10 protein-coding genes are annotated in these 12,054 nt (G+C 62.9%); 2 read left to right on the plus strand and 8 right to left on the minus strand.

Translation table 11 applies throughout. The features are described from left to right. The first annotated feature begins 5 nt into the window (after positions 1 to 5). On the plus strand, positions 6 to 1,046 hold the full coding sequence (locus tag CGZ66_RS22765; protein ID WP_095088238.1) for a heme-dependent oxidative N-demethylase family protein: 1,041 nt from the start codon (positions 6 to 8) through the stop codon (positions 1,044 to 1,046). Here the strand turns inward: CGZ66_RS22765 and CGZ66_RS22770 are convergent. Continuing rightward, positions 1,043 to 1,768 (minus strand): helix-turn-helix domain-containing protein, encoded by a 726-nt coding sequence (locus CGZ66_RS22770; protein WP_095088240.1) that lies wholly within the window; start codon positions 1,766 to 1,768, stop codon positions 1,043 to 1,045. The genes CGZ66_RS22765 and CGZ66_RS22770 overlap by 4 nt on opposite strands. Positions 1,769 to 2,082: 314 nt before the next feature. On the opposite strand from CGZ66_RS22770, the gene CGZ66_RS22775 reads away from it, so the two are divergent. Next, a complete protein-coding gene (locus tag CGZ66_RS22775; RefSeq protein WP_095088242.1) occupies positions 2,083 to 3,441 on the plus strand; it encodes an NAD(P)-binding domain-containing protein in 1,359 nt (452 codons plus the stop codon). 15 nt (positions 3,442 to 3,456) lie between these two features. Here the strand turns inward: CGZ66_RS22775 and CGZ66_RS22780 are convergent, their stop codons facing one another. The 7 genes from CGZ66_RS22780 to CGZ66_RS22810 all read right to left on the minus strand — a co-directional run. Further along, positions 3,457 to 4,263, minus strand: a complete 807-nt coding sequence (locus tag CGZ66_RS22780) for a hypothetical protein (protein ID WP_095088244.1) — start codon at positions 4,261 to 4,263, stop codon at positions 3,457 to 3,459. A gap of 16 nt (positions 4,264 to 4,279) precedes the next feature. Then, complete coding sequence (locus tag CGZ66_RS22785; protein WP_095088246.1) at positions 4,280 to 6,262, minus strand: ABC transporter permease; 1,983 nt, start codon at positions 6,260 to 6,262, stop codon at positions 4,280 to 4,282. After that, positions 6,259 to 7,338 carry a quaternary amine ABC transporter ATP-binding protein gene (locus CGZ66_RS22790; RefSeq protein WP_095088248.1) on the minus strand — a complete coding sequence of 360 codons (1,080 nt, stop codon included), beginning with the start codon at positions 7,336 to 7,338 and terminating at the stop codon, positions 6,259 to 6,261. The genes CGZ66_RS22785 and CGZ66_RS22790 overlap by 4 nt, the downstream gene beginning before the upstream one ends. A 77-nt stretch (positions 7,339 to 7,415) precedes the next feature. Next, a complete protein-coding gene (locus tag CGZ66_RS22795; protein WP_095088250.1) occupies positions 7,416 to 8,390 on the minus strand; it encodes an ABC transporter substrate-binding protein in 975 nt (324 codons plus the stop codon). 437 nt (positions 8,391 to 8,827) lie between these two features. Beyond that, entirely contained in the window at positions 8,828 to 9,592 is a 765-nt protein-coding gene (locus CGZ66_RS22800; RefSeq protein ID WP_095088252.1) for an SDR family oxidoreductase, read from the minus strand. 67 nt (positions 9,593 to 9,659) lie between these two features. Beyond that, positions 9,660 to 10,538, minus strand: a complete 879-nt coding sequence (locus tag CGZ66_RS22805) for a DUF427 domain-containing protein (RefSeq protein ID WP_095088254.1) — start codon at positions 10,536 to 10,538, stop codon at positions 9,660 to 9,662. Positions 10,539 to 10,540: 2 nt separating this feature from the next. Next, positions 10,541 to 12,054, minus strand: a 1,514-nt coding sequence (locus CGZ66_RS22810; RefSeq protein WP_095088256.1) for an ABC transporter substrate-binding protein, incomplete at its 5' end; no start/stop codon positions are given.

The raw sequence follows: 12,054 nt of genomic DNA on the forward strand, positions 1-12,054 counted from the left end.
CGATCTTGGGAATCACCTTTCGCAACGAAACGTTCCGCGACGATTTCACCTTCAGGAACAGCCCGGAGCACATCCGGCGGTTCCCGTTTCCGTTCCACGAAGACGCCTACATGTATGCGGTCAACATCGAGCCGCATGTCGTCGGACCCAAGGGCAGCGTGCTGGAAAACCTGATCGACGTCGACGAGCACTATGTCGCCGAGATGCAGGACCGTGCGATGGTGCTGGCCGAAGATCCGCTACGATGCCAGTCGCTGCCGCACATGACGCTGGCCGGCTGGGACCTGCTGGAACTCCTGATGGAGCAGCAGGCGCAGGGCTATCCCGAGCATTTCACGCTGACCCGCGACGGCGATCGCTGGCGCTGGATCAACCGGCCGCTCGGCATCGACGATACCTTCACCTTCGGCGACACCTCGACGCTGCCCTACGGGCCGATGGAGTACATCACCCGGCAGAGCCAGGGCGATTTCTGCATCCTCGACCAGCGCGACGGCAATCTGTGGATGGATGCCGGCATGGTCACCACCCAGGCCGACTGGTCGCTCGACTTCGACATCGGCATGAACTTCTTCGAATGGCACGCGCCGGTGCCGCTGGCGCATGAAAAGGGGATTTTCACCCGGGCGCTGAAATTCCTCACCAACATCCAGCAAGGCAAGCCGGCGCGGCGCCTGAACTGGACGATGACCATCAATCCGCGCCTCGATACCAGCCCGGAAAATTATCACAAATGGGGTCCGGACCGGACCACGGTGACGCCGGAGAATGTCGGCGACAAGGTGCACCTGCGCGTCGAGTTGCAGAGTTTCTGGCGGCTGCCGCGCTCGAACGGCATCGTCTTTCCGATTCGCTGCTATCTGATCAAGATGGACGAACTGGTGACGCAGCCGAAATGGGCACGCCGCCTGCACCGCGTCATCCGAGACCTTCCGGACGAACTCGCCAACTACAAGGGCCTGACGCGCTATCGCCCGACACTGGTCGAGTGGCTGTCGAAGCTCGACGACGGCAGCCCGACATCGCCGGGCTTCGGGCCTTACTAACCCGCGCTGTTCTGCGGATAGCAGATGATCGAGAGGTAGCGCATCGGCAGCTGTGTCAGCTGTTCGGGCCCGTGCGGCGCGTCCGCGTCGAAGAACAGGCTGTCGCCGGGCTTCATCGGATAGAGGTTGCTGCCGTGCCGGTAGACGACCTCGCCTTCGAGCATATAGAGAAACTCCATGCCCTCATGCTGGAAGGTTGGGAACACGTCCGAATCCTCGGTCAGCGTGATCAAATAGGGTTCGACGACGACGCCGCTGGTGTTGGAGCCGATATGGCCGAGCAGATTGTACTGGTGACCGGCGCGCGTGCCACGACGTTCGACGTCGAGCCCTTCGCCGGCCTTGACGAAGACGGCGCTGCGCTCCTCCTCGAAGCGGCGGAAGAAGGCGGTGACCGGAACGCCGAGCGCCCGCGACAGCGCCTGCAAGGTGGTCAGCGACGGCGAGGTGATGCCGTTCTCGATCTTCGACAGCATGCCCAGCGAAATGTCCGTGGCGACCGCCAGATCGGCGACGGTGATGCCGAGCTTCTTGCGGAACGCCCGCACCTCGCGGCCGATCGCGACCTCCAGCACTTTTTCGCGGGTGTCGCGAATGGCGTGCGGGTTCTGCGTCAGCGGCGCCCGGATGGTCTTGCCGTCCGACGAAACCTTGGGCAGCGGCTTGGTCTTTGCGCCGGCATGGCCGGCACCAGGCTTGGGATCGGAAATCTTGTTCGCCATGTCGCCCTCGGACTCTGCGGATTTATTTCACTCTAGGTGAACATGTCAGGTGCCGATACATGAGCGCAACCGCGACGGCAAGTCGCCTGAAGGCGCATGCACCCGATCCCGTGTTTGGTCGCGCGAGGTTTTGCGCGAAATCCTCACAGCTGAAACGCTGTTTCGACACAGGAACTGTTGACAGCACGAACGGGCCAATTACTGTCCTGTGAGTGAAATTTGTTTCGTAAGAGCAATTCCAGGAAAAGTGTGAAACGGTTTTCCGTCCGGGATTGCGTCAAACAAAAAGTCGAAATCAGATCGGGAGGCCTGCAATGAAAAGTCGCGTTGCCGTTATCGGAGCCGGGCCGTCCGGCCTGGCACAGCTCAGGGCCTTCAAGTCGGCCGCCGACAAGGGCGCCGACATTCCCGAGATCGTCTGCTTCGAAAAGCAGTCCGACTGGGGCGGCCTGTGGAACTACACCTGGCGCACCGGCCTCGACGAGCATGGCGATCCCGTGCACGGCTCGATGTACCGCTACCTCTGGTCGAACGGACCGAAGGAATGCCTGGAGTTCGCCGACTACACGTTCGAGGAGCATTTCGGCCGGCCGATCGGCTCCTATCCGCCGCGCGCCGTGCTGTGGGATTACATCAAGGGCCGCGTCGAGAAATCTGGCGTGCGCAAATGGGTGCGCGTCAACAGCCCGGTGCGCATGGTGACCTTCTCCGAGACGACGAAGAAATTCACCGTCACCGCGCATGACCGCACCAACGACATCACCTATTCGGAAGAGTTCGACAATGTCGTCGTCGCCTCCGGGCATTTCTCGGTGCCCAACGTGCCCTATTTCGAGGGATTTTCGACCTTCAACGGCCGCATCCTGCACAGCCATGATTTCCGCGACGCCATGGAATTCAAAGGCAAGGACATCCTGATCATCGGCCGCTCCTATTCGGCCGAGGACATCGGTTCGCAGTGCTACAAATACGGCGCCAAATCGATCACCTCCAGCTATCGTTCGAAGCCGATGGGTTTCAAATGGCCGGAGAACTGGAAAGAGGTGCCGCTGCTGCAAAAGGTCGTCGGCAAGACCGCCCATTTCAAGGACGGCAGCACCAAGGATGTCGATGCCATCATCCTGTGCACCGGCTATCTCCACTCCTTCCCTTTCCTCACCGAGGATCTGAAGCTCAAGACCGCCAACCGCATGTGGCCGGACGGGCTCTATGAGGGCATCGTCTGGGAGAAGAACCCGAAGCTGTCCTTCATCGGCATGCAGGATCAGTTCTACACCTTCAACATGTTCGACGCGCAGGCCTGGTTCGCCCGCGACGTCATCATGGGCCGTATCAAATTGCCGTCGGCCGAGGCGATGGCCGCGCACGGCGCAAAATGGCGGGCGCGCGAGGAAACGCTGGAAGACGCCGAGCAGATGATCTGGTTCCAGGGCGACTACACCAAGGAATTGATGGACCAAACCGATTATCCAGGCTTCGACGTCGAGGCGGTCAACAAGACCTTCATGGAATGGGAGCACCACAAGGGGGAAGACATCATGAGCTTCCGCGACCACGCCTATCGCTCGCTGATGACCGGCACCATGGCGCCGCTGCACCATACGCCCTGGCTTCAGGCGCTGGATGATTCCATGGAGAGCTATCTCGAGGTGAAAGGCGTCGCGGCGGAGTAGCGAGGCGCGCCGGCTTCAATCCAGCGGATAGTCGGGCGGAGCGTCGGTCTCCGTCACCTTGAGCGACAGCACGTCGCTGGTGTTCGCAAGGTTGGGGCCATCGCCGCGCAGTGCCAGCGTGTCTGCCATCAGCAGGAATGTCATCGCGGCTAGGGCAGGTCCGCCCGGCTCTTCGGGCCATGCGAAGATGCCGTTGGCGTTGGCGCCGAATTTCACATCGTGGCAGACAAATTCGATCTCGATCTTCCAGCATCGCAGCGGCCTGATATCGCCTGGCAGTGGATGCGGCGGGTCGGGAAGCTCGAAATGATTGGCGACAAGGATTTTGGTCGGCACCGCCGGCACGATTCCCTTGCGATTGAAGGCGGCGATGGCGTCGTCACGGAACCGGTCGAGCAGGCCTTGCCCCGACAGCCTGTACGGCTCGCGGAAAAAGCCTCCGGCCCAGACCGACTCGTCATTGTCGTTGGAGATCAACAGGGTGGCACGGAAGCGGCGCAGCCTTGGCGCCAGCGCCTGCCAGTCGCATTCGGCAGGCGTCGCCGGCGTTGCGATGAACTCGTCGAGAAGATCGCTGCCGCGCACTGGATTGCTCAATACCGAGCAGTCTTCGCCGTAGAGATGCCAGAGCTGGCGCAACTCAGCGGCCGCGATGCCGGGCTTGCGCAATTCCTCCACCGAGGCGCGAACCCTCGCGACGGCATAGGCCGTCGCCGCCTCCAACGTGCCGAAGCCCGGGACGAGATGTTCGCTGTCCGGCTCGCCGGTTCTGGCCATGTCGAAAACGAGGACGGTAAAGGGCGGATCGCCTGGCTCAGACATTCGGCACCAAATTGGACTAACCCAGCCTTGCCCGCGCCTTCGCCGTCCAGGAGTTGAACAGCCGGTCGGCGACGATGCCGATGAAGGCGATGGCGAGGCCGGCGACGATGCCGCGGCCGGAATCGGCCTTGGACAGCGCGATGAACACTTCCTGGCCGAGGTCGCGGGTGCCGACCATGGCGCAGATGATGATCATCGCCAGCGCCATCAGGATCGTCTGGTTCACGCCCAGCATGATTTCGGGCAGCGCCAGCGGAAGCTGCACGCGAAAGAAGGTCTGGCGCGGCGTGCAGCCGGATACCTTCGCAGCCTCGATCAGCGCCGGTGGCACCTGCCTGATGCCGTGATTGGTGTAGCGGATGGCTGGCACCACGGCGAAGGCGACCGTGGCGATCATAGCGGTGACGTCGCCGACCCGGAACAGCATCACCACCGGGATGATGAAGCAGAAGGATGGCAGCACCTGCAGCGTGTCGATGATCGGCGTGACGATCTTCTCGAAACGGTCGCTGCGTGAGGCCATCAGGCCAATGGGGATGCCGATCAGGCATGCGATAAAGGCCGAGATGCCGCAGAGATAGACCGTCGCCATGGTCTTTTCCCACAGCCCGGTGACGGCGCAGAAAGCGGTGAGTGCGGCAACCAGGGCCGCGAGCCGCAGGCCGGAGAGCTGATAGCCGGCAAGGCCGAGCAGGCACACCGCGCCCAGCCACGGAAAGCCTTCGCAGAAGGCGCGCAGCGGGTTCAGCACGTTGAGGATCAGCGCCACGCGAAACGCCTCGATCGTGTCGAAGAAGTTGATGGTGATCCAGTTCACCGCTGCCTTCCACAGCGGCGCGGTGGTGAAGGTGATCGCCTTCGGCACCGCCGCGAAGGCCGGCACGAACAGGCCGAGCAGCGTGGTGACGACAAGGATGGCGATCGCCAGCGTCAAATTGGGATAGCGCCGCCAAAAACTGGGGCTCACTTCCCGATGAACATGGCCCATTGCCTGCTTGTGCGCGATCGCCTGGCTCAGCCGGTCGAGCGCGATCGCCAGCGCGACGATGGCGAGACCGGCTTCCATCGCCTCGCCGACCTTCAGCGCGCGCAGCGCCAAGAGCACGTCGTAGCCGAGCCCGCCGGCGCCGATCATCGAAGCGATGATCACCATGTTCAGCGCCAGCATGATCACTTGGTTGACGCCGACCATCAGCGTCGGCCGCGCCGAGGGCAAAAGCACCCGCCACAGTTTCTGCCGCGCCGTGCAGCCGGCCATCTCGCTGAAATCGTCGATCTCGGACGGCACCCGCGACAGGCCGAGCATCGTCGCCCGTACCATAGGCGGCGTGGCGAATATGGCGGTCGCGATCATCGCCGAAACCGGGCTGTTGCCGAACAGGAGCAGCATCGGGATCAGATAGGCAAAGGTCGGGATCGTCTGCATCAGGTCAAGGGCAGGGGAGACGATGAGCCTTTCCGCCCATGGTTTGCGCCATGCCCAGATGCCGGCGAACAGGCCGGTGACGATGCAGAACGGCACGGCGATGGAGATCAGCGCCAGCGTCAGCATGGCGCTGGTCCATTGGCCGAACAGTGCGATGTAGAGGAAACACCCGCCGACCAGCATGCCGAGCTTCCGGCCACCGGCGGCATGCCCGGCAAGGAAGGCAGCGGCACAGACGCCGACCCAGGATAGGCGCGGCAAGACATAGGCGTCGGCGCCGTGACCGATCTTGAAATTCTTGGCCAGCAGGTTGAGCGCGAAGTCGAGCGGCACGCCGAGCACCGCGGTGATCGAGCGCGTCAGCCACGACAGGTTCGACTTGATCCAGCCCATCAAGGCGCCGACCCAGTCGGCGACCGGCACGATTGCACTGGCGGGATAATTGACGGCCCAGGGCAGGCTGTCCTGCAGCAGGAACACGACAAGCACGGCGGCAAGCGCCGAGGCCCAGACGATCAGCCAGACCTGAACCGGACGCGCCCTTGCTTCGCTGGCACCAGCCGTCACCGTCATGCGCCGGCCCTCGAACGATCGATGCCGGCCAGCAGGTCGATCACCGCTTGCGGCGTCACCTCGCCGATCGGCTTGCCGGTGCCGTTGACCACCGCGAACGGCTTGCCGGCGGATACGATCTCCGCTGAAAAGCTTGCGATCTTGGCATCTGGCGCAACGGTTCCGCCATGCTCGGTGCCGTCGCAGGCGCGCATCAGGCTGCGCGCCGAGATCACCTTGGCGCGGTCGACGTCGCGGGTGAACTCGGCGACATAGTCGGTCGCCGGGTTGACCACCAGCTCTTCCGGCGTGCCGATCTGGATGACCTCGCCGTCCTTCATGATGGCGATGCGGTCGGCCAGCCGGATCGCTTCGTCGAAATCATGGGTGATGAAGACGATGGTCTTGTGCAGCATGGTCTGCAGCCGCATCAACTCGTCCTGCATCTCGCGGCGGATCAATGGGTCGAGCGCCGAGAACGGCTCATCGAGAAACCAGATTTCCGGTTTGGTCGCGAGGCTGCGGGCGATGCCGACACGCTGCTGCTGGCCGCCGGAAAGCTCGCGCGGGTAGAAATGTTCGCGGCCACGCAATCCGACGAGCTCGATGACCTCACGCGCCCGCGCTTCGCGCGTCGGCCGGTCTTGTCCCTGGATGCTGAGCGGAAAGGCGATGTTTTCCAGCACGTTGAGATGCGGCAAGAGCGCAAAATTCTGGAACACCATGCCCATCCGGTGGCGCCGCAATTCGATAAGTGCCGCATCCGAGATTTTCAGCAGGTCGTTGCCTTCGAATTCGACCTTGCCGTGCGTCGGCTCGACCAGCCGCGACATGCAGCGCACCAGCGTCGACTTGCCGGAGCCTGAAAGGCCCATGATGATGAAGATCTCGCCCTGGCGGATTTCAAGGTCGACTGCCCGCACGGCCCCAACCAGCCCGGCGGCAGTGACGTCGGCCATGCTGGCCTTGCCATCGCGCTCGCGGATGAAATTAGCCGCGTTCGATCCGAACAATTTCCAGACATTGCGGCAGGCGAGCTTTATCGGGCGGGCATCCTTGCCCGGCTGTGTCGGTGCCTGTTCAGTCCTATCCGTCATCCAATCGTCCTTCTGGAATATCAGGAATCGAGACCCGGCCGATCAACAGCCGGGTCTCATCTCTCCAGTCGGAACAATCACTGCGCCCAGGCTTTCCAATCTGCCTCGTGGGCAGCGATCCAGGCGGCCGCGACGTCTTCCGGCGTCTTGCCGCCGAGGTCGATCTCGCCGCTCATCTTGTTGAGCTCATCGGTGTCGATCGTATACGCCTTCGCCACCTTGTAGGCGACCGGCCATTTGTCCTTCATGCCGGACCAGGAGTACTTCCAGATCTCGCCATGCGGCTTGCCGCAATCATATTTGGCGTCCGGGTTCACGCCCCATTTCGGGTCATTGTAGCATTCGGGTGTGTATTCGGGGAACTGCACCCATTCGCCCTTGTACTTGGCCGGTGCCCAATGCGGCGAATAGATCCACAGCATGATCGGCGCCTTGCGCTGGTAGGCCGAGTCCAACTCGGCGAACATCGCCGCGTCGGTGCCGGCATGGATGACGGTGAAGGGCAGTTTCAGCGCCTCGACACGCTCGTCGTCAAAGCCTTCCCAGGTCACCGGGCCGCCGAGATAGCGACCCTTCGGTGCGGTCTCCGCCGTCGAAAATGCTTCGGCACATTTCGGGTCCTTCAGGGCTTCCCAATTTGGCAAGCCCGGGCACTTTTCCTTCATGTACTCGGGAAACCACCACTCTTCCTTGGCCTTGGGCCCGAGCTTGCCGAGCCGTTCGGTCTGGCCGGTCGCGTCGGAGGCTTTCATGGCTTCGCCGGCGGTCGTGTCCCAGAACTCAAGGCCGACGTCGAGGTCGCCATTGGTGAGGCCGGTGGTCAGGCTGGAGAGGTAGTCCGCGGTCGGGTATTCGACGCTATAGCCAAGCTTTTCCAGGATGCCGCCGAGGATCTTGGCGTTCAGGTTGACACTGGTCCAGTCGAACAGCGCGATCTTGATCGGGTCGTTGGATTCGGGTGCTGCGGCTTGGGCGGAAGGTGTCAGCAGGCTTAGGGACGCGAGCGCGACGGCGCCCATCGACAGTTTCGAGATCTGGCTGCGAAATGACATGCTTGTTCTCCTTCAAGCTGTGAAAATTATCGTTCGTTCCCTTCTTGCGGCTTTTCTTGATTGTGTTGGAAAGGCTGGTCGTTGCGCAAGTCCGTCGGCGCCGAATTGTCGCCCTGGCTTTGGCCAAGGCAGGCAAGATGGTGCTCAATTCTGGTGATGGTCGAATGGGACTGGAGGGTCAGCGTCATGGCTGCCGACGGATCGCTGCGGGAGCGATCACCTGCGGATCAATTTCCAGTCTTGCGGCGCCCTGCAAGGTGCGAGCCATCAAGGTCCCATGATCTCGGCTGTCGGCCCGGCAAGCCCCATCTTGCCAGCACCGTTTCATAGGATGAAAGTATATATACCAACGTTCATGTCGCGCAACGACTAACGCCCGCGGGACGCATAATTTCAGACTACAGGCGAAGCCGAGCCCGGTCGCCAGATCTTCCATCCTACCAGCAGACGTAGCCGCCATCGACAATCAGGTCGAGGCCGGTGACGAAGCTCGACGCGCGGCTGGCCAGGAACACCGTCGGCCCGACCATTTCCTCCGGCGCCGCCATGCGCCCCATCGGCGTGTCGCGCTTGAAGATCTTGACCTCTTCCGCCACCTCCGGCCGCTTGTTCATCGGCGTCAGCGTGTAGCCAGGGCTGACGACATTGACCCGCAGCCCGCGGTCGGCCCACTCCATGGCGAGGCTCTTCGACATGTGGATGACGGCGGCTTTCGAGGAGTTGTAGTGCGCCTGCGTCAGTCCCCGGTTGACGATGGTGCCCGACATCGAGGCGATGTTGATGATCGAGCCCTTGCGCCGCGCCAGCATCTTGCGGGCTTCGGCTTGGCAGGACAGGAACACGCCGGCGACATTGACCTCGTGCACCTTTTGCCATGTCTCCAGAGACAGCGTCTCGGCCGCTTCCGACCCGGCAATGCCGGCATTGTTGACGGCGACGGTCAGCGCACCAAGTTCGCTCTCGACGCGATCGATCGCCGCCGCGAGATCGCTCTGCGATGTCACCGTGCCGGTCAGCACCAGCGCCTTGCGGCCGAGCGCCGTGATCCGGTGAGCGGTTTCGTCCAACCCGCCCTTCGAAGCATGGCCGAAACAGGCGACGTCGGCGCCTGCCTCGGCCAGTCCGATCGCGATTGCCTGGCCGATGCCGCTGCCGGCGCCGGTGACCAGCGCGACATCGCCGTCCAGTTTGAAAAGATCCATCGATAGCCCTCCCTGCCTCAGAGAGGGTACGCGCTGAGCCGTGCTCCGATCAAGCGCTCTGCATCGCTCAGAAATAGCCGTCCGACGCGGCCGTGGCTTCCTTGGGGATTTCGACGCCGTCGACCAGGATCTTGTCGACCAGTTCGTGGTGGAAGCAGACCAGCCCCTTGATGCGTTCCGCCTCGTGCACCGGCTCGGGATAGTACCAGACGAGGTTCTCGTGGCGCTTGGCCTTGGTCGTCACGTGATAATAGTTGGAGATGCCCTTATAGGGGCAGCGCGAGATGTAGCGGCTGGGCGCAAACATATCGAGCCGCGTATCGGAAATCGGCAGATAGTGGCGCACCGGATGGCCGGTCTCGAACAGGAACACGCCGCGGCGTGAATCGGCGACCTGCTCACCGTCGAGAATGACCTGCACGCGCCGCGACGACGGCAGGCAGTCGACGCGGCGGAACGGATCGCGGGCGTGCACGAAGATCTCCTCGTCCTCCTCGAACCAGTGGCCCATCTTGCTCCAGTAGAACGACATGTAGTCGGCGAGCGGCGGGCTGCCTTTCACCGGATCGGCGTAGCGCCAGGCCGCGTCCTCGACCAGCGTCACGCCGGTGTTGAGCGAATAGTGGGTCGCCACGCCCTTGAACGGGCTCTCGGTCGTCGTCGTGCTCGGCAAGAGAAACTCTTCGCGCACGTCGCTCATCGGGAAATAATAGACCGGCAGGTGGTCGGACTCGTAGAGCACCAGCGCGTTGACCGTGTCGGCGACAATCATCGACCCGACCTGCACCCGCAGCCGCTTCTGCGTCGGCATGGTGAAGGCGACATAACCCGGCTCGAAATCATATTGGGTGATGCTGTCGAGCAGCGGAAAATGCGGCCCGCGGCCGCGCAGATGACGCTTGCGAATGGTACTCTCCCGGTTCTTGGTCTTGGCGATCACGTTCATGATCAGCCTATGGATACGCGATCGAGCAGCAGCCCGGCGGCGATCGGCGGCAGTCCGCTGACATTCTTGCGCACCGGCACCAGCAGGTCGGGGAAATAGCTGAAAATGACCGGCGTCTCGTCGAGCAGCAGTTTCTGGATGTCGGAAGCGGCGCTGCGCTGTGCGCCGATGTCGAGCGCCTTCAGATAGCTGGTGACCATGCCGTCATAGGCCGGGCTCTTGAAATGCGCCGCGTTCCAGGGGCCGTCGCTGACCAGCGGGCTTTTGAGGAAGACATTGGGCACGCTGCGATGCGCGTAGTCGGTGATGCCGAGCGGGCTGTCCAGCCAGTCCGACTGGCCGAACACCGCCTTGCCGTAGTACTTGTCCTGGTCCTCGATGTTGAGCGCGATGCGGGCGCCGATTTCCTTGGCGAAGTTCTGGAACAGCTGCGCGTAGCCGGGAATGTCGGAATAACGCAGCGTCGTCAGCGTGATGTCGAAGCCGCTGGCCACGCCGGCCGCTTCGAGCAGTTGTTTGGCCTTGGCGATATCCTGGACGCGTTGCGGCACCGTCTTGTCGGTCGCCGGGAAGGCAGGCGCGAACGGGCTGTCATTGCCGGTCGCCGCCATGCCGCGGCACAGACCATCGACCAGCTTGGAGCGGTCGATGCACAATGCCAGCGCCTGGCGCACGCGCTTGTCGGTGAAGGGGCCGGTGTCGCAGCGCATGTGCAGCTGGCGATGCGCGGTCGATGCGACGCGCAGCACCGTGATGTCGGGGCTGTTCAGCACGACCTGGCTGACGTCGAGCGGAACGGCGTCGAGGATGTCGACCTCGCCGGCCTGCAGCGCCAGGATGCGTGGCTGCACGTCGCCGTAGAACTTGAATTCGAGACGGTCCGGCAGCGCCTTCTCGCCCCAATAGTCGGGGTTGCGTACGAAGGTCGCGCCGACCTTCGGCGTGTAGGTCTCCAGCCGGAACGGTCCGGTGCCCTCGAACGTCTTTTCGTAGTCGCCCTTGTAGCTCGCCGGCAGGATGACGGCGTTGTAATTGTCGATCGACACCGAATAGGGAAAGCTGCCGTTCGGCGCGTCGAGATGGAAGGCGACGGTATGGTCGTCGACCTTCCTTGTGCCGCCCTTCGACAGCAGGCCCTTGAACACCGACAGCGCGTTCGAGGCGCCGCTCGGATCGGCCAGCCGGTCGAAGGTCGCGACGACGTCGTCGGCCTTGAAGTCCTCGCCATTGTGGAATTTCACACCTTTGCGCAGCTTGAAGGTCCAGACGCTGCCATCCTCGTTCGGCGCCCAGCTTTCCGCCAGCACCGGCTTCAAGGTGAGGTCCGCCTGGGTGATGCAGAGAAACTCGGCGGTCTGGAAAACCAGCTGGTAGCTGCCGCTGTCATAATAGGTGACGGGATCGATGGCGCCGCCCGGCGTGGCCACGCCTGCGCGCACCGTGCCGCCCGGCTTGCCCTCGGCGCGGGCCTGTTGCGTGCCGAGACCGGCTGCGGCAACGAGGCCGCCGAGGAATG

Origin of the sequence: Mesorhizobium sophorae (assembly GCF_002270415.1) — a bacterium.
Taxonomy (GTDB): domain Bacteria; phylum Pseudomonadota; class Alphaproteobacteria; order Rhizobiales; family Rhizobiaceae; genus Mesorhizobium; species Mesorhizobium sophorae.

Coding starts and splice junctions, on each gene's coding strand:
- CGZ66_RS22770 (WP_095088240.1), bottom strand. CDS start 1,768: ATGGCGAACAAGATTTCCGATCCCAAGCCTGGTGCCGGCCATGCCGGC.
- CGZ66_RS22775 (WP_095088242.1), top strand. CDS start 2,083: ATGAAAAGTCGCGTTGCCGTTATCGGAGCCGGGCCGTCCGGCCTGGCA.
- CGZ66_RS22780 (WP_095088244.1), bottom strand. CDS start 4,263: ATGTCTGAGCCAGGCGATCCGCCCTTTACCGTCCTCGTTTTCGACATG.
- CGZ66_RS22785 (WP_095088246.1), bottom strand. CDS start 6,262: ATGACGGTGACGGCTGGTGCCAGCGAAGCAAGGGCGCGTCCGGTTCAG.
- CGZ66_RS22790 (WP_095088248.1), bottom strand. CDS start 7,338: ATGACGGATAGGACTGAACAGGCACCGACACAGCCGGGCAAGGATGCC.
- CGZ66_RS22795 (WP_095088250.1), bottom strand. CDS start 8,390: ATGTCATTTCGCAGCCAGATCTCGAAACTGTCGATGGGCGCCGTCGCG.
- CGZ66_RS22800 (WP_095088252.1), bottom strand. CDS start 9,592: ATGGATCTTTTCAAACTGGACGGCGATGTCGCGCTGGTCACCGGCGCC.
- CGZ66_RS22805 (WP_095088254.1), bottom strand. CDS start 10,538: ATGAACGTGATCGCCAAGACCAAGAACCGGGAGAGTACCATTCGCAAG.